Annotated in this window: 23 protein-coding genes; 17 read left to right on the forward strand and 6 right to left on the reverse strand. The window is 39.9% G+C overall.

The annotated features are described in order from the left end of the window. The first annotated feature begins 86 nt into the window (after positions 1-86). The 3 genes from tsaA (at position 87) to budA (ending at position 3149) form a co-directional block, all read left to right on the forward strand. Positions 87-551 carry a tRNA (N6-threonylcarbamoyladenosine(37)-N6)-methyltransferase TrmO gene (gene tsaA, locus IGI67_RS01730; protein ID WP_429956559.1) on the forward strand — a complete coding sequence of 155 codons (465 nt, stop codon included), beginning with the start codon at positions 87-89 and terminating at the stop codon, positions 549-551. 141 nt (positions 552-692) lie between these two features. Continuing rightward, positions 693-2345, forward strand: a complete 1653-nt coding sequence (gene alsS, locus IGI67_RS01735) for an acetolactate synthase AlsS (RefSeq protein ID WP_429956560.1) — start codon at positions 693-695, stop codon at positions 2343-2345. 90 nt (positions 2346-2435) lie between these two features. Next, positions 2436-3149: an acetolactate decarboxylase gene (gene budA / locus IGI67_RS01740; protein ID WP_207110318.1), complete on the forward strand. Its 714-nt coding sequence runs from the start codon at positions 2436-2438 to the stop codon at positions 3147-3149. A 94-nt stretch (positions 3150-3243) separates the two neighbouring features. Here budA and IGI67_RS01745 read toward each other — a convergent pair whose 3' ends face one another. Continuing rightward, entirely contained in the window at positions 3244-3954 is a 711-nt protein-coding gene (locus IGI67_RS01745; protein WP_429956561.1) for a DNA alkylation repair protein, read from the reverse strand. 89 nt (positions 3955-4043) lie between these two features. Then, the gene (locus IGI67_RS01750; protein ID WP_429956562.1) at positions 4044-5453 is read right to left on the reverse strand and encodes a peptidoglycan DD-metalloendopeptidase family protein; all 1410 of its coding nucleotides are present in this window, start codon (positions 5451-5453) and stop codon (positions 4044-4046) included. A gap of 343 nt (positions 5454-5796) precedes the next feature. On the opposite strand from IGI67_RS01750, the gene IGI67_RS01755 reads away from it, so the two are divergent. From IGI67_RS01755 to tnpA, 3 genes are all read left to right on the forward strand, one after another. After that, positions 5797-6273, forward strand: coding sequence for a GAF domain-containing protein (locus IGI67_RS01755; RefSeq protein ID WP_207110321.1), 477 nt, complete (start codon positions 5797-5799; stop codon positions 6271-6273). Between the two features lie 117 nt (positions 6274-6390). Next, positions 6391-6618 (forward strand): hypothetical protein, encoded by a 228-nt coding sequence (locus IGI67_RS01760; RefSeq protein WP_207110322.1) that lies wholly within the window; start codon positions 6391-6393, stop codon positions 6616-6618. A gap of 190 nt (positions 6619-6808) precedes the next feature. Then, positions 6809-7282: an IS200/IS605 family transposase gene (gene tnpA / locus IGI67_RS01765; protein WP_429956563.1), complete on the forward strand. Its 474-nt coding sequence runs from the start codon at positions 6809-6811 to the stop codon at positions 7280-7282. Between the two features lie 368 nt (positions 7283-7650). Here the strand turns inward: tnpA and icd are convergent, their stop codons facing one another. Continuing rightward, entirely contained in the window at positions 7651-8886 is a 1236-nt protein-coding gene (gene icd, locus IGI67_RS01770) for an NADP-dependent isocitrate dehydrogenase (RefSeq protein ID WP_207110323.1), read from the reverse strand. Further along, the gene (acnA, locus tag IGI67_RS01775) at positions 8886-11537 is read right to left on the reverse strand and encodes an aconitate hydratase AcnA (RefSeq protein WP_429956564.1); all 2652 of its coding nucleotides are present in this window, start codon (positions 11535-11537) and stop codon (positions 8886-8888) included. The genes icd and acnA overlap by 1 nt, the downstream gene beginning before the upstream one ends. A 186-nt stretch (positions 11538-11723) precedes the next feature. On the opposite strand from acnA, the gene IGI67_RS01780 reads away from it, so the two are divergent. Further along, positions 11724-13052: a citrate/2-methylcitrate synthase gene (locus IGI67_RS01780; RefSeq protein WP_429958600.1), complete on the forward strand. Its 1329-nt coding sequence runs from the start codon at positions 11724-11726 to the stop codon at positions 13050-13052. Between the two features lie 65 nt (positions 13053-13117). On the opposite strand, the gene IGI67_RS01785 is transcribed toward IGI67_RS01780, so the two are convergent. Then, on the reverse strand, positions 13118-13915 hold the full coding sequence (locus tag IGI67_RS01785; RefSeq protein ID WP_429956565.1) for a Cof-type HAD-IIB family hydrolase: 798 nt from the start codon (positions 13913-13915) through the stop codon (positions 13118-13120). A gap of 282 nt (positions 13916-14197) precedes the next feature. Between IGI67_RS01785 and IGI67_RS01790 the strand changes: the two genes are divergently transcribed. The 10 genes from IGI67_RS01790 to IGI67_RS01835 all read left to right on the forward strand — a co-directional run bounded on the left by IGI67_RS01790 (position 14198) and on the right by IGI67_RS01835 (position 22440). Then, complete coding sequence (locus tag IGI67_RS01790; RefSeq protein WP_207110030.1) at positions 14198-15394, forward strand: IS110 family transposase; 1197 nt, start codon at positions 14198-14200, stop codon at positions 15392-15394. 235 nt (positions 15395-15629) lie between these two features. After that, entirely contained in the window at positions 15630-16148 is a 519-nt protein-coding gene (locus IGI67_RS01795) for an AAA family ATPase (RefSeq protein ID WP_429956566.1), read from the forward strand. 123 nt (positions 16149-16271) lie between these two features. Beyond that, a complete protein-coding gene (locus IGI67_RS01800) occupies positions 16272-17255 on the forward strand; it encodes a LacI family DNA-binding transcriptional regulator (RefSeq protein WP_429956567.1) in 984 nt (327 codons plus the stop codon). A 181-nt stretch (positions 17256-17436) separates the two neighbouring features. Beyond that, positions 17437-18171: a sugar phosphate isomerase/epimerase family protein gene (locus tag IGI67_RS01805; protein ID WP_429956568.1), complete on the forward strand. Its 735-nt coding sequence runs from the start codon at positions 17437-17439 to the stop codon at positions 18169-18171. Between the two features lie 105 nt (positions 18172-18276). After that, positions 18277-18522 carry a hypothetical protein gene (locus tag IGI67_RS01810; protein ID WP_207109186.1) on the forward strand — a complete coding sequence of 82 codons (246 nt, stop codon included), beginning with the start codon at positions 18277-18279 and terminating at the stop codon, positions 18520-18522. A 13-nt stretch (positions 18523-18535) separates the two neighbouring features. Continuing rightward, positions 18536-19648, forward strand: coding sequence for a gluconate:proton symporter (locus tag IGI67_RS01815; RefSeq protein WP_429956569.1), 1113 nt, complete (start codon positions 18536-18538; stop codon positions 19646-19648). Between the two features lie 19 nt (positions 19649-19667). Further along, entirely contained in the window at positions 19668-20630 is a 963-nt protein-coding gene (locus IGI67_RS01820; RefSeq protein ID WP_207109188.1) for a sugar kinase, read from the forward strand. Beyond that, entirely contained in the window at positions 20627-21253 is a 627-nt protein-coding gene (locus tag IGI67_RS01825; RefSeq protein ID WP_429956570.1) for an orotidine 5'-phosphate decarboxylase / HUMPS family protein, read from the forward strand. The genes IGI67_RS01820 and IGI67_RS01825 overlap by 4 nt, the downstream gene beginning before the upstream one ends. Next, entirely contained in the window at positions 21250-21792 is a 543-nt protein-coding gene (gene hxlB / locus IGI67_RS01830; RefSeq protein WP_429956571.1) for a 6-phospho-3-hexuloisomerase, read from the forward strand. The genes IGI67_RS01825 and hxlB overlap by 4 nt, the downstream gene beginning before the upstream one ends. A gap of 9 nt (positions 21793-21801) precedes the next feature. Further along, positions 21802-22440 carry a bifunctional 2-keto-4-hydroxyglutarate aldolase/2-keto-3-deoxy-6-phosphogluconate aldolase gene (locus IGI67_RS01835; protein ID WP_429956572.1) on the forward strand — a complete coding sequence of 213 codons (639 nt, stop codon included), beginning with the start codon at positions 21802-21804 and terminating at the stop codon, positions 22438-22440. Positions 22441-22662: 222 nt separating this feature from the next. On the opposite strand, the gene IGI67_RS01840 is transcribed toward IGI67_RS01835, so the two are convergent. Then, positions 22663-22869: a DUF378 domain-containing protein gene (locus IGI67_RS01840; RefSeq protein WP_207109192.1), complete on the reverse strand. Its 207-nt coding sequence runs from the start codon at positions 22867-22869 to the stop codon at positions 22663-22665. Positions 22870-23019: the final 150 nt, after the last annotated feature.

Here is a 23019-nt window from a genome sequence, read left to right on the forward strand (position 1 = left end):
GGATTTATCTTCTAATTAGAGGTCGCGACTCAAAAAAATTAGGGGATATGATTGAGGATAGGTTTTATCCCGAGATAGGAGATATTATGGAAATCAAAGAAATCGGTAAAGTAAAACAAACAGATGCAGGTGTTTATTTGGAGCTGCTTCCTGAGTACCAAGATGGGTTGACTGGACTGGAGGATTTCAGTCATCTTTATGTCCTCTATTGGTTCCATCACTTAGATATTCCTGAATTGCGCGGGACGACAGTCAGTAAACCGTATACTAACGGACCAGAGGAGCTGGGGACTTTCGCAACGCGGGGACCAGTCAGACCAAATCCGATCGCATTATCAGCCGCAAAAATAATCAATATCCAAGGGAACAAAGTGTACGTTGAATATCTCGATGCGGAGGATGGCAGTCCAATTTTAGATATTAAACCTTACACAGCAAGTTCTGATGTATTAGAAAGCTTTAAAGGACCTGATTGGTGTGCACATTGGCCCCAAAGCTTTGAAAGCTCCGGAGGCTTTGACTGGGGAGCTGAATTCAATTTTCCGGAATAAGTGCAGAAGTCTCAGAAATGAGACTTCTTTTTTTGTTTTTTGATAAAACAATTATCGTTGATGTTTCATTGTTGATAAATAAACGTAATGGTGCTATATTATCAAATGTAAGTGATACAGATTTTAAGGAGATGTAATACAGTGAGCGTTAAAGGTTCAGAAATCATTGTTAATAGTTTAGAAAATCATAATGTACCGTTTGTCTTTGGCATTCCTGGTGCTAAGATCGATGGTGTGTTCGATACATTAGAAGATCACGGGCCACAATTAATCTTGGCTCGTCACGAGCAAAATGCGGCCTTTATGGCACAGGCTATCGGTCGTTTGACTGGAGAACCAGGCGTTGTGATCGCAACGAGCGGGCCTGGAGCAAGCAACTTGGCAACTGGCTTAGTTACTGCAACAGCCGAGGGAGATCCTGTTTTAGCTTTAGCAGGACAGGTGAAGCGTTCCGACCTTTCCAAATTGACCCATCAAAGCATGGATAATGCGGCGTTGTTCGCGCCAATCACAAAATATAGCTCTGAAATTCAAGATCCAGAAATATTGTCTGAAAGCATCGCGAATGCTTATCGTATTGCTAAGACGGCTAAAAAGGGCGCAAGCTTTTTGTCGATTCCCCAAGACGTGACTGACGGAGCTGTTAATGGCGAAGCAATCAAGCCATTATCTGCACCGATTCTAGGCTCTGCCTCTGATGAAGATATTGCTGATCTAGTAAAACGAATCAACGAGGCAAAATTGCCAACATTATTAGTTGGAATGCGTGCTTCTGGTAAAAAGGAGACAGCTGCGATTCGCAAATTAGTTGAGAAAACAGGATTGCCTGTAGTAGAAACCTTCCAGGGAGCAGGAATCATTTCTCGCGAATTAGAAAACCATTTCTTTGGTCGGGTCGGTTTATTCCGCAATCAACCAGGAGACATGCTGTTGAAGCGCAGTGATTTAGTTTTAGCAATCGGCTACGATCCAATTGAATATGAAGCACGAAACTGGAATGCTGAAAAGGATGCACGTGTTGTGGTCATTGATGAAGTGCCAATGGAAATTGATCAATACATGCAGCCAGAAGCGGAGTTGATCGGCAGTATCGCTAAAACGATTGAAAAACTGAGTGAAAAAATCGTTACGTATCAATTATCAGCAGATGCGGAACACTATTTATCAACACTGCAAGAAAAACTAACAAATGGAAAGCAAAAAAGTGAAACGGTTGAAGGACGTGTACACCCGTTAGAGGTGATCGATACTTTGCAAAAAAATGTCACAGACGAAATGACAGTAACTGTCGATGTCGGCAGCCACTATATCTGGATGGCTCGTCACTTCCGCAGCTATGAACCTCGTCATTTATTATTTAGTAATGGGATGCAAACTCTAGGAGTTGCTTTACCGTGGGCGATCTCATCGGCATTGGTAAGACCAAATACTCAAATTTTTTCTATTTCTGGAGATGGCGGCTTTTTATTCTCAGGACAAGAATTAGAAACTGCTGTCCGCTTGAAGCAAAAAATCATTCACTTGATTTGGAATGACGGCAGCTATAACATGGTTGAGTTTCAAGAAGAAATGAAGTATGACCGCTCGTCAGGCGTTCATTTTGGTCCAGTTGATTTCGTGAAATATGCAGAAGCCTTTGGCGCGAAAGGGTTGCGTGCAACATCAAAAAGTGAATTAGAAGCAGCCATTCACGAAGGGTTGGCAACCGATGGACCTGTGATCATCGATATTCCAATCAATTACTCGGATAACAAAGAACTAGGCAAGACGATCTTACCGGATCAATTCTATTAAGATGGATCTGATCGATACGTTGTTATTCCAGCTTTTTTAGCTGATGATACCAATGCTTTATGGATAAAACTGAAGCAGGAGGGACTACTAATGACAGTGAAGACAAGAAGTTATATCTACCAGCATGGAACGCTTGGGGGATTAATGCAGGATTTAATGGATGGCACAGAAAAAATCGGTACCCTATCAAATTATGGTGATTTTGGACTAGGCACGTTGGAAGGATCGAATGGAGAAGTTATCTTCTTAGATGGTGTCATCTATCACGCAGATGAGCAAGGAAATATCAATCAATTATCTGGTAGTGAAATGACGCCTTATGCGGCAGTGACAAATTTCGAAGCAGACGATCAGTTTTCTTTAAGTGCTGTTTCTGATGATACTGTAAAATCAGCTATTTTAGAAAGAATCAGTCACAATTTATTTGCGGCTGTTAAAATAGAAGGCACATTCAAACGCATGCATGTGCGTGTAGCACCAAAACAAGTGAAGCCTTATCCACGTTTTGTGGAGATCGCTCGGAATCAGCCTGAATTTGCAGCAGATGATATTACCGGAACGATCGTGGGTTTCTTTACCCCGGGATTATTTCACGGGGCCGCGGCGGCAGGCTTTCATTTGCACTTTATCAGTGATGATCGCAAGTTCGGCGGTCATGTTTTAGACTTTGAATTAGCGGAAGGGGAAGTTAAACTAATGGAGCTAGCAGAATTTCGTCAGCATTTTCCAACTGAGAACGCTGATTACTTAGAAAATGAAATTAAATTAGAGGAAATTGCTAAAGACATCGAAGAAGCTGAGTAAAAATAAATTAAGTCGAAGAACCGTATTACTATCATTTTTTAAAGTATACGGCTCTTCGGCTTTTGCTTTGTAAAGTATTTTCGAGAAAAACTTTTTAAACGTTTTTTCCCATTTTAGATTTGGAAGAGATAAGACGTGAGCGTCCAGGCGCTTGAACCAAAAGGGGCAGCTCCTTTAGCGCATCCTTAGCGATCCATTGCGCTGCTTTTGATTCCTGTGTTTGCATGCTTTTCGCAGTTTTTATCGCCGCTTCCTTTGCTGCTTCATTAGTTTTGCCTAGTTCTCTTAAGGCCCAAGACGCCGCCTTTTTTACCAAGAGCTGATCATCATCTGAATGAAGCTCAATAAGCGTCAAATAGTCCGTTATTTCCTCTGTTGTCAGAGCCGCATGGGTTGAGGTACTGGCAATTAGAGTAAAGGCCGCACGTTTATAAAATAATTTATCAGAATCAATCCATCTTTGTATGAAGTGATCGAAATCATCCTGCTTGATCAAAATATTTTTACAAAATAAATCACAGAGATCCCATGATACAATGCCATCCATGATATAGTGGATATCATCTTCCGAACACTCCTTGGGTTTAAGTGCTAACACAGTAAGTATCTTACATTCATGATAGTTGGTTTTCCACAAACTCATTAGAAAATCTTTCTCTCGAGGAATTTTTTTGGCGAACTTTCTTAAATCAGAGGTGGGCACGCCAATTGTATATTCATCAGGAATTCCCAGCTTAATGATATTCTTTTTAAATTTTTCCGAAGAAGACGCCTTTAAAAAAAGTATAATTTCGTCAATTGTCATGATAAGTATCCTTTTCCTTTAATCAACTTAAAAAGAGCAAAACAATAATCAGATATTCTGATGACTGTTTTGCTCTTTTGAGTCGTTTTTTAAATTCCTAATAGTGGGGCAGGGTTAACGAAACCAGACCACAATGCAGTAGATACACCAAAGTGTAAGTGAACACCTGTTGAATTACCAGTTGTCCCCATGCCGCCTAGTACTTGACCTGCACTGACATCCGAACCTACACCGACACTTGGTGCAGAGACCATGTGCATATAATATGAATAGTACCCATCTGAATGCTGGATGATTACATGGTTCCCAGCTGACCAATGGAAGCCAGCTTCAACAACTTTTCCGCCTTTAGAAGCCAAGATTGGCGTACCAGCTGAACCAGCAAAATCAATACCGTCATGTTGCGTACCAGAAGCACCTGTTGGATCTTGACGAGGGCCGAATGGACTAGTCACTACTAACCCGATAGATAAAGGTGAAGCCCAGCCGCTGCTGTTAACAGCAGGTTTTGATTCAGTTGCCGCTGGAGCAGTCGGGTTTGTTGTTACTTGACTAGCACTTATATCTGTAACGGTTTGTGCTTGCTCTTGTTGTTGTTTTGCTTGTTGTTCTTGTTGCTGTGCTTCAAGCTGAGCGATTTCTGCTTCTTGCTTTTGCTTCGCAGTTTCAGCTTCAGCCGCTTGTTTTTCAGCCTCTTCAGCCGCTTTTTGTGCTTCTTCAGCAGCCTTCTTCGCTTGCTTCTCAGCTTCAGCCTGCGCTTTTGAACGAGCTTCTTCTTCTTTCTTTCTTTGCTCTTCTAGAGCTTTCAAAGCTTCTTGACGTTTTTTCTCAGCGTCTTCTTTTTGTTTTTCATATTTCTCTTTTTGACCTTTTTCAGTCGCAATGCTTGCTTGGATCTCATTGATCTTCACTTGTTGATCTAATTTTGTTTGGACTAATTGATCTTGTTTTGCTTTTAATTCTTCAGTCTTCTTGTTAATGACTGCTAAGCGTTGTTCCGCTTCTTTTTCAAGCTTTTCAAGTTCTGCTTTATCTTTTGTCTGTTGTTCCATGATGTTTTTACTAGCTGTTAGGATAGTAGAGACAGCCATGGTTTTCTTCACAGCTTCGCCTAGTGATTTAGAGTTGATCACGACATCAACGATAGAAGCAGAATCATGGTTTGTTTGCACATCGCGAGCTTGGTTACGAATCTGTTCTTCGCGTTTTTTGATTTTTTCTTGAAGAACGCCAATTTTCGCGGTTAAATCGCTCATTTTCTTTTCTTCATTTGTTTTCTCTTTTAAAACATCATTTACTTCTTTTTCTACAGCAGCAACTTGTTCTTCCACTTCTGCTTTTTGGTCCTCTGCAGATTGTTCAGTTTGCTGCAATTCAGAGATTTTTTTATCTTGATCGGCAATCTTTTGATCGTACTCGTCTGCCAATGCGCTTATTGGGGTAGCGGTCAATGTTAGGGCACACAAAGTTAGTGCCGTATATTTTTTCAACTTAATCAATGGATTCCCTCGCTTTTTTCATCTTTCGGATTCAATTATATAAGAAGAGATGAATAAAAACTGTAAAGTATTTGAATTTTTATCTAACCGTATAGTTTGTAATGATAATGAAATATTTAAAGAGCAAAAATAAGCAATTAATCACTTGACAAACGGCGTCTTTGTTGAAATGGAGCGTAGATTTTGGCTTAATAAAATTATTTTTAATCAATGGAGTTATTCTCAGACTTGGGGTAGAATAAACCAAAAGTTGTTGGTTTTCTTCATAATCCAAAGATGAGGAGAAAAGTACACTTAAATATATGAACTTTTATTGATATCAGTATACATTGGAGGAGTTTTTATGAGTTGGAATAATCCAGAAGCTAAAGAAGAAGCATACAAACTATTACTTTTGCAACAAAAAGCACTATTGGAAGGTGAATCAGATTTAATCGCAAATTTGGCAAATTCATCGGCATTATTAAATCAAACCTTGCAGGATACGGTGTTCGCTGGCTATTATCTTTTCAAAAATGAAGAATTGATCTTGGGTCCATTTCAAGGGAATGTTTCCTGCGTTCATATCGCGATGGGAAAAGGTGTTTGTGGAGAAGCAGCTGAGAAAAATCAAACACTGATTGTTGAAAATGTATTGGAACACAAAAATTATATTGCCTGTGATTCAGCTGCTCGATCAGAAATTGTCGTCCCTATGAAAAAAGGGGATCAGCTTATCGGTGTATTAGACCTTGATAGTTCAGAAATCGGTATGTATGATCAGATTGATCAATTCTACTTAGAGAAATATGTGTCATTATTAATGGAAAACATTGGATAAAATTACGGATGTTGCTTAAAAACACGCTTATTTAATAAATAACACTCTTAATGTGGTTTTTTAATTCGCTTAATGCTACTATATAAGTGTAGTATAAAACATTAATGAGGTGGTTGAATGAATAAAGAAGCGATTATTGTAGGGGAAAGCTATGAGTGCCGTAAAACTGATTTTGCTCGGCCAATCATTGGAGAGGTAATCCGTAAAGAAAGTAATGGTTGTATCGTAAATGTTGAACGTTTTTACGGATTAGATGCGGATAAGATCGATCAGGTAAATGGTCAAGTTTTAATCAAATATAGTGAAATAGCAGGAATTATTTCTAAGGAATGTTTCTTTAGTTAAAAAGACCGTCCTGTTTAGTAAGATCACTCAGAATTCTTTTCTGAGTGATCTTTGTTGTATGTTTTGAAAACCATAGGCTATGCCTATGGTTCCAGAGAGCTTCCAGCGTGGTATTAAAAAAGCCTCCCAAAATTGATAAACTGATGATGGTTTCCCGACCGCATCACAATCAAATTTAGGAGGTATCCTTATGATGAAGGATAAAGAAAGTTTAGCACACTCAAAATGGAGATGTAAGTATCATATTGTATTTGCACCAAAATATCGTAGACAAATCATTTATGGGAAATATAGAGAAAGTATCGGAGCAATCATCCGTAAGCTTTGCGAAAGAAAAGGGGTAGAAATTCATGAAGCAAATGCTTGTAAGGACCACGTTCATCTCCTTGTCAGCATTCCACCAAAGCTAAGTGTGGCTCAATTTATGGGATATTTAAAAGGAAAAAGCAGTTTAATGATATTCGATCGACATGCGGAGTTGAAATATCGATATGGAAATCGTAAATTTTGGTGTCGCGGATACTATGTGGATACGGTTGGTCGAAATAAGGAACAGATAGCAGAATATATTCGTAAACAACTCAAGGAAGATCATGTAGCGGACCAGTTAACATTGTTTGAAGAAGTAGATCCATTTACAGGAGAAAAAAACAAGAAGAGATAAAGAGAGATTCTTTTAGAATCAGCGAGTAGATGTGGTGCGGGAGGAAGCCTTCAGATGGCCTTTCAGGCCAAGGCCGGTAATAGAGGCTTTCAGCCGAAGAGCAAACCACCCGTTTCACGGGTGGTTTTGATTTTAATGAGCGTATATAGTTCTTGCTGGTAGTGTTAATTTGCGTCCAGCTTCAAACTAGCTGCAGGTTCGCAAGGCTGGAGACTCAGGAGTATTAAGCAGCGATTATTAAATAACCTAGCCTTTATTTTTATGATTGATTAAAAAAATAGTTTATTTGAAGTCGTTATCTAAAATTGACAGAGCAAACGTAAAAATAAAGCATGACAGCAAATTCTGCCATGCTTTATTTTTGTGTTTCATTGTTCCTTTTGGATAGACTCAATTAAATAATCAGCGAATCCCGCCGTCGAAAGTTCTTTGATATCAAGCATTTGGGCGAAATCATGAGTCACTTGATTATTTTGAAGGGCCTGTTCGATAGCCTTCGTAACTTTTCGACTAGCTTCGGACCATCCAAGATGATCGAGCATCATGACTGCTGAAAGGAGTAACGAACATGGATTTGCCCAACCCTTGCCAGCAATGTCAGGAGCAGTTCCATGAGTCGCTTCGAAAATAGCATGTCCAGTTTTATAATTGATATTTGCTCCAGGTGAAATACCGATACCACCGACTTGAGCTGCTAAGGCATCAGAAATATAATCGCCGTTTAGATTCGTTGTAGCAACGACTTGATATTTTTCTGGGTACAGAAGAATCTGCTGTAGAAAATTATCTGCAATCACATCGTCAACGATAATTTTTCCTGCGGCTCTGGCTTCAGCTAATGCCGCATCTGCTTTTTCAACCGTTGAATCGGCGGCAATTTTCTTGTATTGATTCATCGTAAAGGCTTCAGTGTAAGTACTTTCAATATAATCATATCCCCAATTTTTGAAGCCGCCCTCAGTAAATTTCATAATGTTTCCTTTATGGATCAATGTCACACGTGTTTTGCCTTGTGCAATAGCGAAGTCTATGGCTGCAGCAATCAAGCGTTCACTGCCTTCTTGAGAAATCGGCTTGATCCCCAAAGCACTTGTATCTGGGAATCGTACTTTAGTGACGGATAGCTGATCTGTCAAGAAGTTTAAAAGCTGTGCAACTTCCTTGGAGCCATTAGCAAATTCGATCCCAGCATAAACATCTTCTGTATTTTCGCGGAAAATGGTCATATCTGTTTTTTCCGGTTCCTTTAGAGGAGAGGGGACTCCTTCAAAGTAACGAACGGGTCGAACACAAGCATAGAGATCCAACTCTTGACGCAATGTGACATTCAATGAGCGAAAGCCTTCACCAATTGGTGTAGTCAAAGGCCCCTTGATAGCAATTTTATGCTTTCTGATCGCCTCTAGGGTTTCGTCGGGAAGCCAAGTCCCAGTTTGATTAAAGGCTTTTTCACCAGCTAGAATTTCTAACCAATCAATCTTTCTTTCACTCTGATATGCTGAGGAGACAGCCGCATCAACCACTTTTTTGGTCGCCTGCCAGATTTCTGGGCCGATACCATCACCTTCAATATAGGGAATGACTGGATTAAATGTGTTTGTCATTAGGCGTGCTCCTTTTGTATTTTTTTATTGATGACCAAAGGCAGAATTCCTTGATTTTTCCAATAGGCAATATCAGCTTCAGAATCAAAGCGCAATTTTGCTTGGAAATGGATATCTTTTTCACCTTTAGCCGTTACATGGATGATTTCATTGATTCCTGGTTCAGCAGGAAAGCTGAAGCTGTAGCTCTCTAAGCCAGTCAAGCCAAGCGTATCAGCTGTTTCACCTGGCAAGTATTCAAATGGAATAACGCCCATCATAACTAGATTACTGCGATGAATCCGCTCATAGCTTTCTGCCAAGACTGCCTTGACACCTAAGAGATTCGTCCCTTTGGCCGCCCAGTCACGCGATGATCCCATCCCATAATCTTTTCCTGCAAGAATAATAGTACCGATATTTTCTTTTTGGTAATGCATTGCGGCATCATATATCGACAATTCTTCACCGGTAGTGGCTAGTTTTGTATAGCCGCCGGTTATTTCAGGTGTTAATTGGTTTTGAATCCGAATATTTCCGAAAGTTCCGCGCATCATCACTTCATGATTGCCTCGTCTAGAACCAAAGGAGTTGAAATCTTTATAAGCTAACCCACGCTCCTTTAAATAGTTACCTGCTGGCGACTGAAGTCCGATGTTGCCTGCTGGGGAGATGTGGTCAGTTGTTACAGTATCACCAAATTTAGCTAGGACCTGTAAGTTTGCCAACGGGTTTTCTTCATTTCCTGTTTGACCAAGGTTTGTGAAGAATGGCGGGTTTGCAATATACGTCGAAGCATCATCCCAATCGTAGCAATCTCCTTCAGAGGTTTCGATCTTGTTCCATCGCTCATTGGAGTGATAAACATTTTTATACGCCTCACGGAAATCTTCAGGATTTAAAAATTTATTGATATAATCATTTACTTCTTCTTGAGAAGGCCATAAGTCTGACAAATAGATTTCTTTGCCATTGATTTCTGCAAGAGCCTCTTTTGTTAAATCTTTTTTGACTGTCCCAGCTAAGGCGTATGCGATCACTAAAGGCGGTGAAGCCAAGTAATTTGCCTTAATCAACGGGTGGATACGGCCTTCAAAATTTCGGTTACCTGATAGAACTGCGGAAACGACTAATTCGCTTTCCTTCAAGGTAGTTTCGATTTCTGGCTCTAATGGACCGGAGTTTCCGATACAGGTAGTACAACCATAGCCCACAATATCAAAGCCTAGTTTCGCTAAAGGTTCTAATAAATTGCCTTTTTCCAAATATTGCGTCACGATTTTTGATCCTGGTGCCAAGGAAGTCTTAATGGTATCAGGGACTTTTAGACCTATTTCTACTGCCTTTTTAGCCAAGAGACCAGCGGCAACCATCACGGATGGGTTACTGGTATTTGTACAGCTTGTGATGGCGGCTAAAGCCAAGTCACCCGTTTCAATGGAAGTATCTGTTCCTTGAATCGTTTCTTTTCGGCCAAGCTCCTCTGGTTTTAAACCAAAGCCTTTTGGTCCGCTTGGATTTGTCAAAGAAGCTTCAAAATTGTCTGATACATCAGCTAATGGAATTCGATCTTGCGGACGCTTCGGACCAGCAACAGATGAGTGTACAGTTGATAGGTCCAATTTAATCACGCGTGTATATGTTGGTGCCTCGCTGCTATCATAAAATAGTTTATTTTGTTTTGCATAAGCTTCGACTAGCTTGACCTGTTCCTCAGAACGTCCTGTTAAACGAAGGTAATTTAGTGTCTCTTCGTCGATCGGACAGAAGCCGCAAGTCGCACCATATTCAGGGGCCATATTTGCAATCGTTGCACGATCGGAAAGGCTCAAGGTTTTATAGCCAGTCCCAAAATATTCCACAAATTTTCCAACAACTTTTTCATTGCGTAAAAGTTCAGTCAAATAAAGTGCTAAGTCTGTTGCCGTTGCGCCTGGGCTCAACGTTCCAGTCAATTCCACGCCGATAACTTCAGGGGTAGGGAAATAGGACGCTTCTCCTAAGATCGCAGCTTCAGCTTCAATCCCGCCGACCCCCCAACCAAGTACGCCTAATCCGTTGATCATTGTAGTATGAGAATCAGTTCCTTCCAATGAATCAGGGAAAAGCAGGTTTTCATCATTTTTGAGGATGACGTCCGACAAATACTCAAGATTGACCTGATGGATAATTCCTGTTTCAGGCGGCACGACCTCAAAATTGTCAAAGGCTTGCTGCGCCCATTTAAGAAATTGATAGCGTTCGTGATTTCGTTCGAATTCTTTTTCGGTGTTGTAGGCTAGACTCTCTTTAGTACCCGCGCAATCAACTTGAACAGAATGATCGACGACTAAAGTAACGGGAATCTCAGGATTGATTAATCGAGGGTCTCCACCAAGTTTTACTACAGCATCCCGCATAGCGGCAAGATCGACTACTGCTGGAACTCCGGTAAAATCTTGGAGAACAACCCGTGATGGTCGAAAGGGTACTACGCCAGACGGCTGCTTTGCATCAAAGGCAATCAGATTTTCTAAATCAGTTATTTCTTGGTGACGCGCCAAACTTTCCAGTAGTACGCGAATGCTGAATGGATAGTCAGCGATTTTTTTTTGGTACGTATCGGCAATTGATGAAAGATCAAAGTATGTATAATGTTCGTCATTGACAAAAAGCTCTTTTTTCCAGTCCAATACAAAATCCCTCCTAAATACGTTATCGTTTAAAATCAGATGGGTTCATTATACGAATAAAAAAAAAGAAAGTAAATGAAATTATTAAAACTATTTCATTTTACGCCAATGGTGTTATAATGTTTCTTAACCCGATTGTAAAATAAAAATAGATAGGAGGACACAGAGATGTTAGATTTGAACCAAATGGCTGAGGTATGCCGAAAAGAGGACTATTTAGAGGCTTCTTTATATAGGAAACATAATGTGAAAAAGGGTTTACGCGATCTGGATGGCAAGGGTGTTTTAGCTGGTTTGACCAATATTTCTACGATTCATCCGCAAATTATGGATGGCGACAAGGTTGTTTCCAAGTATGGAGAGCTGCGTTATCGTGGAATTGATATTAACGAATTAGTAAATGGTTTTGTTTCAGAAGAACGTTTAGGGTTTGAAGAAGTCAGTTATTTGTTATTGTTTGGTACCTTGCCCACCCAAGCTGAGCTAGCGGAATTTCGAACATTGATTGGTAAAAGACGAACGCTGCCTACTAACTTTGTACGTGATGTTATTATGAAGGCACCATCACACAATATCATGAATATGATCGCTCGAAGCGTCCTGACATTGGGATGTTATGATCAAAAGCCCGATGATATCAGTATTGAGAATGTGTTAGATCAAAGTTTATCCCTGATTGCTATTTTCCCAATGATCGCAGTCTATTCCTACCATGCGTACAATCATTACACTAAAGGTGACAGCATGTACATTCATCGCCCTGATGAAAACTTGAGTACTGCAGAAGCAATCCTGACGATGCTGCGCCCAGATAAAAAATATACTTTCCAAGAAGCACAGACATTAGATATGGCGTTAGTTTTACATATGGAGCATGGCGGAGGAAATAATTCGACCTTCACGACCAGGGTTGTTACTTCTAGCGGTACAGATACTTATTCAACTATTGCAGCAGCATTAGGCTCTTTGAAAGGACCTAAGCATGGCGGGGCAAACATCAAGGTCACACAGATGATGGAAGATTTGAAGGCGAATGTCAGCGATTGTGAAGACGAGAACGAGATTCGAGAGTACTTAGAAAAAATCTTGAATAAGGAAGCCTTTGATAAACAAGGTTTGATTTATGGTATGGGACATGCCATTTATGCGGAATCTGATCCGCGGGCTGAAATATTTAAGCGTTATGTTGAAAAATTAGCAATGGAAAAAGGGTCGGAAGCTTCAGCGGAGTTCAATTTATATCGCAAGGTAGAGCGTTTGGCTCCAGAAATCATTTCAGAAAGACGCAAGGTTTACAAAGGTGTCAGTGCAAATATTGATTTCTTCAGTGGTTTTGTTTATCACATGTTAGATTTACCTCAAGAACTATACACGCCAATGTTTGCTATTGCGCGAATCGTAGGATGGTCTGCTCATCGCATTGAAGAATTAATCAATGTACAAAAAATAATTCGACCAGCTTACATGGAGGTTTCAGAAGATCGTGACTATCAAGAGATCAGTGATCGTTCTTAATGCTTCTATAATTTTATCAAATGTTGGTTTATTCGAAAAAAATGGGGACGAGACAACTAAATGTCTCAGTCCCTTTTATTAATGATTAAACCTAATTCAATACAAGCTTTCCAAATACCATCATCAGACACAGCACTCGTTATGTGCGAAGCCTTTTCCTTCAATGCGGGTGTCGCATTTCCCATCGCTACGGGAAAGCCAACGGTCTCAAACATCGTAAAATCATTCTCTTCATCGCCAAAAGCCAAGGCTTGATCTAGCGAAACATTCATCGTATTACAAATTTTTTGGACGCCAGCAGCTTTGGTTCCGGTCCTTAAATGAATACTAGCTGCAACTGGAGCAACCTTTTCCGCCACTAAAATTGAATCTGGATCTAATTGATAATCAATGGTCTCGTTCCAAGGTACCAGCAGCTGTACAATATTTTTAGGTAGAGGATCCTCCTCCTTTAGGATATTATCTTTCACGATTTGTTGCCCCATATATTTGTTAGATTCGAAACAAAATAAGTTCTGCGGAGTTTCGATCAAGCATTCAATCTGACGTTCACGCAGATGATCCAGCAGCTCTTTTACTAGAATTGGCGACATGCTAGTTTGGTGGATCATCTCACCGCGATAATGAACACAGTTGCCATTGGAAGAGATAATGCTGTCGACACCTAGTGTTGATGCAAACTCATCAATTATTCGATGATGACGACCTGAGGCAATCACTGGTTCAATATTGTTTTCTTTTAATTGTTTTAAAGCCTGTTTGGCAGATTCTGGAATTCGGTCTAAAAAAGGCAAATGGTGTGGGAGTTGATTGTCCACTAACGTTCCATCAATATCAAAAAAAGCTACGCGATAATCATTCATAAACTCACCTTGTATATTTAAATTACTCAATTAATCAGCTATTCCGTTTTAATTAGCTGTTATTTTATCTATAATTGAGTTAGATGCTGTGGACTAGTATATTCACCACCAGATTCCTTTGGAATACTGTTTAATAGAGGCTCTAGCCACAGCTCTTTGTCAAATTGTTAATAAGTTTGTTAGCGCATGACATCAGTTCGTGACGCTTGATTGATCACAAGGTTACATAGGCAAAGAGTAAGTGGAGCACAGCGTAAATTTAATCTGTCAGGAGTGGTACTTATGTTGTACGTTGGAATAGATGTTGCCAAGCACAAACATGATTTAGCGGTCATTGATACTGAAGGAACGATTTTTGTCCGTCATCTTCAGATTGAAAACAACCGTGAAGGATTTACAAAACTTCAAATGACGCTTGCCAATCTGCAGAAAACAACTGGTGAAGACATCCAAATCGCCTTAGAAGATACCGGTCATTATTGCTTCAATATCCTACGCTTCCTTCGGACGCAGGGGTACCCAACCTACAGCTATAATCCGTACTTAATCAAAGAATTTGCCAAAAATCAAAGCTTGCGAAAAACCAAAACCGATAAAAAAGACGCCATGACGATCGCTCGAAAACTACGAACAGATTTTGATAAACAATCATTTAGTGCTAATCCTTCAATGATTGAGTTGAAGTATTTAACTCGACATACAGCCAGATTGAAAGAGGATTGTACTCGAAAAAAAGTAAACTACACACGCATTCTAGATATTCTCTTTCCAGAACTAGCACCTTCTTTGGGTTCTTCTTCTGCGAAACACCAATCCTATATATATGCAATCTTAAAAGAATATCCCTCTGCTAAAAAGCTAGGAAATGCACATTTAACGAAGCTGACTAATCTTATTTCAGCGCACTCAAAGGGCCACTTTGGAAAAGAACAGGCGGTCAAGCTCAAAGCGCTCGCGCAAGCCTCTATTGGTCAAGAGTCCCCCGCATTAGAATTTGAACTCCTTCAAACGATTGATGCCATCCAGTATCTTACAACTATGCGAGACAAAGCAGAGAAGGAAGTTGCTCGATTAATGAGTGAAATCGATTCGCCTATTTTAACGATCCCTGGCATTGGTTTTAAATTAGGGAGTGTCATTCTCGCCGAAATTCGGGATATTAAGAATTTTCGTTCGCCGAATCAGCTGCTTGCTTATGCAGGTGCAGAACCTTCCGTCTCCACTTCTGGAATGAATCAAACGGAAACTGGACGAATGGTCAAACGCGGATCTTCGCAATTACGCTGGGCATTGCATGAGTCCGCCAGGCTCATGTCTATTTGGTCGCCGTCTATGCGTGTCTACTTCCAGAAAAAACTAGCAGAAGGAAAACACTACAATGTCGCTATTAGCCATGTCGTAAGAAAACTGGTACGGATCATTTATCAACTACTGAAAGACAATAAACCCTATGAGGAGCAGAAAATGATTATTAACTGATCTTTTCAAAAATTCCCTTTGCCTAGGGTTTCTTTGTCATGCCTTCAAACCACATCCAAACTATGTTATTCAAAATTTTCATATTACGCTTGACTTAATATAGTTTGTCTCTATTGGTTTCGGTTACAATAAGTATAAAAGAAAAAGCTTTAAACATCATCAAATAATTTGCAATTACTTTATAATGTACGGCAGACTGGTAAACGGATTGGTTAATGAAATGAAAGGAGAAAAAATGATTGTATTAATTACTGGAGCTTCTCATACAGGAAAAACGGTACTGGCTCAAAAGCTACTAGAGAAATATCACTTTCCTTATCTTTCGGTTGATCATCTGAAGATGGGGCTGGTGCGAAGCGGCGAAACCAAGCTGACGCCTGAGGATGACAAGGAGCTTACTCCCTATCTCTGGAATATTTTGAAAGAAATTATTAAGACTGCGATCGAAAACGAGCAAAATCTTATCATCGAGGGGCTTTACATTCCCTTTAACTGGAAAGAGTCCTTTAGTAAAGAATTATTGGAACATATCGACTATTATTGTCTGATCATGACACAGAAATATATTGAGAAGCATTTTACTGATATTAAACAGTACGCAAATAGTATAGAGAAAAGACTAGATGATTCTGATTTAACCATCGAATCAATGATTGAGAACAACACTAGGAATTTAGAGATGTGTAAAAAATATGAGTGCGATTATATTCTGATTGATGAGACGTATAAGATCGATTTAAAGCTGGAGAAGTGATGGATATATGTGATACCTTGAATTGTAGAAACAGAACTTTAGGACTGTATGAAAGTCGCTGTCTTTCCATTCACGCTAAAATTCGCTACAATAATAAAAAAGATATAGTTGGAGAAAAACAACATGAAAAAAATTACGATCAAAGAGGTCGCCGAAGAAGCAGGAGTATCAAAAACGACGATCTCACGATTTTTAAACAATAACTATGGCAATATGTCTATAGAAACGAAGGAAAAAATCGCAGGAGTGATCGAGCGGTTAAATTATCGGCCTAGTAAACAAGCGCAAGCATTAAAATCTAAGCACAGCTATTTAATTGGTGTGGTGGTCGCAGATATTTCTAATCTTTATTCTTCATTGCTTTTAAAAGGAATTGGCTCAGTCTTTGAGCAAAGCGGGTACCAAATGATTATTGTAGATGCAGCCAATTCGGTGGCACAAGAAAAGGAATTGTTAGAGAAATTACTGGATCAAAGCGTGGAGGGGATTATCCTTCAGCCATCGTCGCGACAATCAGCCAATTATGAATTTATTACAGAAAGAAATATTCCTCTTTTATTGGTCGATCGACAAACGGAACCGGAAAAATGGTCCTCGGTAATGACAAATAATGTTGCAGCAACACAAGAAGTAGTGGAAAAGGCTTTGAGCAAGGGATACGAAAAAGTAGTCATTGTCAGTGAACCGATAAAAGATGTGAGCACTAGGGAACTACGGTTTCAAACGGTTAAAGAAACCGTCCAAAAGGTTGGAAAGGAGTATCAGCTGGTGGAGGTTACAGATGAGGGGGAGATTCCTGAATTACTCCAACCAATTATAGCTGACTCGAAAAAAAGCCTGCTTTTCGCATCTAATGGCCGAGTTCTGATGGATGTTTTGGCATGGTTGATCAAACAAGAAATCGCGATACCAGAAAAGCTCGGTATTACCGGCTTTGATGATTGGAGCTTAACCGAATTAGTTGGACCAGGGATTACAAGCATAGAGCAGCCTTCCAAAGAAATCGGAAAAATTGCTGGTCAATATCTACTAGAATTGCTAAAAGAACCTAAAGAAAGAGAAGAAATTATTGTGCCGTCAGATATTCGCTGGCGGAAATCAGTTTAGATATGTTATTTTTAAAATAAGTATATGAAGAATAAGCCGCATTTGGAAACCGGTTTCCAAATGCGGCTTATTTTTTTGTATGTATAAAATGTTTTTTAATTATGCAACCGTTGACATATTTTGGAAACCGGTTTACTATGTGTTTATAGAAACCGGTTAACTAATTGAAAGGACGATGTTTATGATGGATAATAGATTAGTGCTGAATTTTTTAGTTTTTGCAGATAGAGTTGCAGAAGGAGAGCTGCAGGCGGACTTGTTACAGGAGGCAGCAGACTTAGGTTTTAGCAAAGTTGAAATCAGAAGAGAATACTTTCAAAAGATTGATGAAGAGATTCCTGTTATTCAATCTGAAGCAACCCGTTTGAAGCAGCAATTATTTTACAGTGTTCCAGATGAGGTCTACATCCAAGGGAAAATCAATCCTAAACTGGAGCAATATCTTATTGAAGCGAAGAAAATGGGGGTCAAGCACATCAAATGGAACATTGGAGATTTTAGCGATGAGCTTCATTTAGACCAATTGAAAGCGCTTCTTAGTGAAGGGGTAGAAATCTCCATTGAAAATGATCAAACCCAAACTTCAGGTACGATCAATGCAATTAGAAAATATATGATGGCAGTGGAGAAAGCCAAAGCCGCAATAGGATATGTCTACGATCTCGGAAATTGGCGCTTTGTAGGAGAAGACGAAATAGAGGCCGCTGAATTGTTAAAGGACTATGTTCATTATATCCACGTGAAGGATGTTCGCTACGAAAACCAAAAACCACAGGCTGCTGGGCTTGACCATGGAGAGATCGCTTGGCGTAAAGTATTGCAGATTCTACCGCAAGAGGTACCTGTTGCCATCGAATATCCGACAGCTTCAAATGCAGAAATCTTAGAGGCAAAAGGATTACTTGAAGGAAGCTGACGGAGTGAAATCATCAAATAAAGCAACGCATGTATACGTCAAGCATATCACTTTTTTTTCACAGTAGAGAAAGAATGATTCTGAAACAAACTAGGAGGAAATCTAATGACTGATCAACAAACGAAAATCGATCCAGAAAAATTTGCCTATCATTTTATGGAAACGATTCATCGCCCCGAAATTGATAAAGAAAATATGGAGAGTGCGGCTAAAGAAGCACTGGCGGCCTATTTAACCGGGTATTATTTGATACAAAAATTCAATCATCTGGAAAATGACTTCTTTGTTGAAGATCATGCAAAACCAATTTCAAAATATCAACGTATCTTAAGTGAACTAAACAACTATTAGGAGGTGGACAAACATGGGTAGCGCACTAACAGGAATATTATTAGCTGTCACCTTTATCATCTTTGTTCTCTACGCCATGAAAGGTGGTAACTTAACCGTCGGCTTCTTTGTAATGGCAATCTTGTGGACAATCATCGGAATGGTTCCTTTTAACACAGCAGTGAAGGAGATATTCACGGAGCCGGTTTTAAATTATGGGAAAACAGCTGCATACATCATCTTTGGGTCCTGGTTTGGCCGAGTCCTGGTTGATACCGGGATTGCCGGAAGCATCAGTCGAAGAACAGAAAAAGTTGGGAAGAAGAGCCCTGTCCTAGCAACGATTTTAATTGCTCTTGTAATCGCTTTAATTTTCACTAGTTCATATGGGGTTGGTTCGGCCATTGCAGTCGGAGTGATTCTATTTCCAATCATGTTCTCAATCGGTGTACCGAAAAACATTGCAGTTTCAATTTTCACAATTGCGATTGGCTCAGCAATGTACGTCAACAATGTCTTATTTGTTCAATTTCAAGTGTTCTTTCCGAAAGTAGAATGGGGGCCGCACTATCAGCGTTTTGGTTTTGTCGCAATGGGTGTGCAATTAGTGATTTTGCTCCTCTTTATTCTGTTCAATTCAAAGAAAATTCGTAATGGAAAACCTGAAATTGTCGAAAGCAGCAAGGAAGAAGAAGTTGTTGAAGTACCAGTTTGGACCTATGTATTGCCAGTTTTACCAGTAGCATTAAGCATTTTTGCTAAATGGGATGCAGTTCCTGCGCTTCACGCGATGTCTGGTTTTACAAGTGTCTTTCAGGAAATCATCCCCAATAGCAAACTCGTTTTAATAATCATCGTTGCTATCATTGCTCCGCTTTCATACTTCCGGGGTCCATTGATGCTGTACGGTGCCGGTGCTGCGACCGCTGCAATTTTAGTGGGGACAGGGATGTTCGATCAATATTTCTTATATGGTTTATTGGTAGTTCCTTCAATGATGGGTGTTTCAGCCTGTATCACTCAGTCATGGAATTTATGGTCAGTCCAATACGCCGGACTGGATACAAAAACATTTTTACTGACAGGAATGCCATGGGCTTGGGCAGCTACCGTTCTGAATTTGATTGCTGCATATATCTTACTTTAAAAGAAAAGAGGAAATAATTATGAGTGAATTTTTAACTATTGGAGAACCAATTGCATTGTTTGGATCAGAAGAAGTTGATAAATCTTTAAAGGACGCCTGTCACTTCCAAAAGTTTCTTGCGGGAGCGGAAGTTAACGTTGCTGTCGGTGTTTCTCGCCTTGGGCATAGCAGCGAATACATTACACAGGTTGGGAAAGATCCATTTGGTGAATTTATTATTGATCGTTTACACGAAAATCAAATCGGAACAGATTATATTTCAGAAACTGCTGATTTTTGGACCGCCTTTCAATTGAAGGATCGTGTCAGTCAAGGCGACCCAAGTATTTTTTATTTCCGTAAAGGGTCAGCTGCCGCACATTTTGAACAAGCGGTGTTGGATAAGATCGACTTCTCAGAGGTGAAAATGGCACATTTATCGGGGATTTTTCCAGCGATTTCGGCAGAAGCTCAAAAGGCTTTTCGTTATCTAATCAGCTTGCTGGAGAAAAATCAGATTCCCACTACCTTTGATCCTAACTTGCGTCCGCAGCTTTGGGCAAGCCAAGAAGAAATGGTTGCGACCATCAATGATTTGGCCTCCCATGCTAAGATTGTATTGCCGGGAATCAACGAAGGAGAAATCTTAATGGGTAGTCGTGATCCTGAAGCAATCGCAGATTTCTATTTAAATAATGGGGAAGCCACTCAAACAGTGATTGTTAAATTGGGGACAGAAGGTGCTTATGTGAAACAAAAGGATGGTACAAGTTTTACTGTGCCAGGTTTTAAGGTACCAGAGGTCGTCGATACTGTTGGTGCTGGAGATGGCTTCGCGGTTGGGTTAATCACTGCTTTAATAGAAGAAAAAAACTTGAAGGAAGCAGTAGTTCGAGCGAACGCCATTGGTGCGATGGCGGTTCAATCACCTGGGGATAATGATGGCTATCCAACACCCGAGGAATTGGGAGAATTTTTACAAAAACAGGAAGTGGAAGCATGAGATTACAAACAGCGATTGATCGTGTTTCGCTAGAAGAGGCAATTGCTTTAGCAAAACAATTAGATGGTAAAACCGATATTTTAGAGATGGGGACATCCTTAGTCAAAGATTATGGCAACTTAGCGATTGAAAAATTGAGAGAGTCTCTGCCACAAACTACCTTACTCGTCGACAGCAAAACAATCGATGAAGGTGCCTACGAATTTAATCAAGCATTCCGTTACGGCGGCGACATCATTACCGTGATGGGAGCGGCGTCCCTAGCTACTTTGCAGGCTTGTTATGAAGTGGCCCAAAAAGAAAATAAGACAATGATGATTGATTTGTTAGAGGTTGCGGATGAGAAAATTGAAGAGATCAAAAATTTTCCAGAAGCGATCTATGCGCTGCATCATTCAGTTGATCGCAAGGATCAGTTCGATGCAGCCTCAAGCGTTGACGCATTTCACAAAAAATACCCCAATATCAATCGGTTGGCAATTGCCGGCGGAATCGATTTGGATCAGGCACGAATTTTAGCCGAGCAAGGAATTATTGAAGTCGTCATCGTAGGATCAAAAATTGCGAAAGCGGCAGATCCGTTAAAAGCGGTAAATGAATTTATGGGAGCTGTTCACAAATGAAAACAATCAAAACAATCATGCAAGAAATCAATCAAGTCATGGAATTAGTCGATGAGAGAGAATTAGACCAAGCCATGCCCTTATTTCAAAAGGACAAACGAATCTTTGTGATTGGGGCTGGCCGCAGTGGGTTTCAAGCTAAAGGATTTGCTATGCGATTAATGCATATCGGCTATACGGATTATGTTATGGGAGAAACGATTACACCTTCTATCCAGAAGGGAGATACGTGGGTCGCTATTTCTGGTTCGGGGACAACTAAAGGGATTGTTTCTGATACTGAAAAAGCGAAAGAACTGGGTCTTGGTATCGTTGCGTTGACTAGTGATGTCAATTCACCATTGGCAAAATTAGCGGATAAAGTGATCGTAGTACCGGGAGCGACTAAGACTGGAGCAGGTATAAAATCTACTCAGCTTCTATCGAGCTTGTTTGACCAAACGGTGCATATTACTTTGGATGCCTTTACTTTAAAATTAGCGCAACGAGATCAAACTTCTAACGAAGATGCACTTCATGAACATGTGAATGTAGAGTAGGTGAGTTTAATGAAAAAAGTTGAAGTTTTGACACGCATCGAAAAAGCCGGTGTAGTAGCAGTCGTCAGAGAAAGCACCAGTAAACAAGCTTTTGAGGCAGCCAAGGCTGTCGTCAAGGGAGGCATAAAAGGTATTGAAGTAACCTTTTCTGTTCCTCAAGCTGATCAAGTTATTACTGATTTAAAAAAGGAATATCAAAATGATACAGGTGTGACTATTGGCGCGGGTACAGTTCTAGATCCTATTACGGCGCGCTTGGCGATTATGGCTGGAGCCGAGTTCATCGTGAGTCCCAGTTTTGACCCAACAACTGCCGAACTTTGTAATTTGTACCAAATACCATACATGCCGGGGTGTATGACGATTACAGAAATGCAGCAGGCAATGAAAAGTGGTGCGGATGTCGTAAAGCTGTTTCCAGCGAATCATTTTACACCACAGATAATCAAAGCAGCAAAGGCACCGCTGCCCCAAGTAAATATTATGCCGACAGGTGGAATTAATCTAGAGAACCTGAAAGAATGGAAAAAGGCTGGAGCAATCATGGTTGGTGTTGGGGGGAACTTATTCAAAGGTGTTGCAAAGGAAGACTATGATTCGGTCACGAAAACTGCGCAAGAATATATTGAGGTATGGCAAACTAATTGAGTCATTACGTTTTTTACACAGTCATTGCACTAGAATAGGGCGTTAGAACCTGCATGTGGGAGGAAGAGATTATTTCATTTATATGATTACTTGAACCTCACTGTTTTATTGACAGATTGACGCTTTTATAATTTACTTTACTAAAAAATGAAGCGCTCTATTTTTATAGAGGGCTTCATTTTTCTTTATATATATTGAAGGAATCTACATCATTAAACTAATTTAATCAGCACGATTCGCAATTCCTGGGATAAATTTTAAACAGTAAAGTGCACATATTCCGACAACGATGTAGATGATTTTCGCAAGAATCGTTGTACTTCCACCAGATATTGCTGCAACCAAATCATATTCAAAAAGACCGACCAATAACCAATTAATTCCACCGACAATCAATAATATAAGCGCGATAATATCTAGGTATTTCATCTGTAAACCCTCCCTTCTATTTGGTCTAACAGTACCATAATTGATTCTACCGACATATTCATCTGCTCATTATACAAATTTTTTTATTTTATTAGATGAAAAAGGCTGCAAATAGTATGAGAGTTCCTAATTAATTTAGTGAACTATTTT

The organism is Enterococcus sp. AZ196 (assembly GCF_050498845.1).
Lineage (GTDB): Bacteria > Bacillota > Bacilli > Lactobacillales > Enterococcaceae > Enterococcus_A > Enterococcus_A murrayae.

Coding starts and splice junctions, on each gene's coding strand:
- tsaA (WP_429956559.1), top strand. CDS start 87: ATGGAAATCAAAGAAATCGGTAAAGTAAAACAAACAGATGCAGGTGTT.
- budA (WP_207110318.1), top strand. CDS start 2,436: ATGACAGTGAAGACAAGAAGTTATATCTACCAGCATGGAACGCTTGGG.
- IGI67_RS01745 (WP_429956561.1), bottom strand. CDS start 3,954: ATGACAATTGACGAAATTATACTTTTTTTAAAGGCGTCTTCTTCGGAA.
- IGI67_RS01755 (WP_207110321.1), top strand. CDS start 5,797: ATGAGTTGGAATAATCCAGAAGCTAAAGAAGAAGCATACAAACTATTA.
- IGI67_RS01760 (WP_207110322.1), top strand. CDS start 6,391: ATGAATAAAGAAGCGATTATTGTAGGGGAAAGCTATGAGTGCCGTAAA.
- tnpA (WP_429956563.1), top strand. CDS start 6,809: ATGATGAAGGATAAAGAAAGTTTAGCACACTCAAAATGGAGATGTAAG.
- icd (WP_207110323.1), bottom strand. CDS start 8,886: ATGACAAACACATTTAATCCAGTCATTCCCTATATTGAAGGTGATGGT.
- IGI67_RS01780 (WP_429958600.1), top strand. CDS start 11,724: ATGGCTGAGGTATGCCGAAAAGAGGACTATTTAGAGGCTTCTTTATAT.
- IGI67_RS01785 (WP_429956565.1), bottom strand. CDS start 13,915: ATGAATGATTATCGCGTAGCTTTTTTTGATATTGATGGAACGTTAGTG.
- IGI67_RS01790 (WP_207110030.1), top strand. CDS start 14,198: ATGTTGTACGTTGGAATAGATGTTGCCAAGCACAAACATGATTTAGCG.
- IGI67_RS01795 (WP_429956566.1), top strand. CDS start 15,630: ATGATTGTATTAATTACTGGAGCTTCTCATACAGGAAAAACGGTACTG.
- IGI67_RS01800 (WP_429956567.1), top strand. CDS start 16,272: ATGAAAAAAATTACGATCAAAGAGGTCGCCGAAGAAGCAGGAGTATCA.
- IGI67_RS01805 (WP_429956568.1), top strand. CDS start 17,437: ATGATGGATAATAGATTAGTGCTGAATTTTTTAGTTTTTGCAGATAGA.
- IGI67_RS01810 (WP_207109186.1), top strand. CDS start 18,277: ATGACTGATCAACAAACGAAAATCGATCCAGAAAAATTTGCCTATCAT.
- IGI67_RS01815 (WP_429956569.1), top strand. CDS start 18,536: ATGGGTAGCGCACTAACAGGAATATTATTAGCTGTCACCTTTATCATC.
- IGI67_RS01820 (WP_207109188.1), top strand. CDS start 19,668: ATGAGTGAATTTTTAACTATTGGAGAACCAATTGCATTGTTTGGATCA.
- IGI67_RS01825 (WP_429956570.1), top strand. CDS start 20,627: ATGAGATTACAAACAGCGATTGATCGTGTTTCGCTAGAAGAGGCAATT.
- hxlB (WP_429956571.1), top strand. CDS start 21,250: ATGAAAACAATCAAAACAATCATGCAAGAAATCAATCAAGTCATGGAA.
- IGI67_RS01835 (WP_429956572.1), top strand. CDS start 21,802: ATGAAAAAAGTTGAAGTTTTGACACGCATCGAAAAAGCCGGTGTAGTA.
- IGI67_RS01840 (WP_207109192.1), bottom strand. CDS start 22,869: ATGAAATACCTAGATATTATCGCGCTTATATTATTGATTGTCGGTGGA.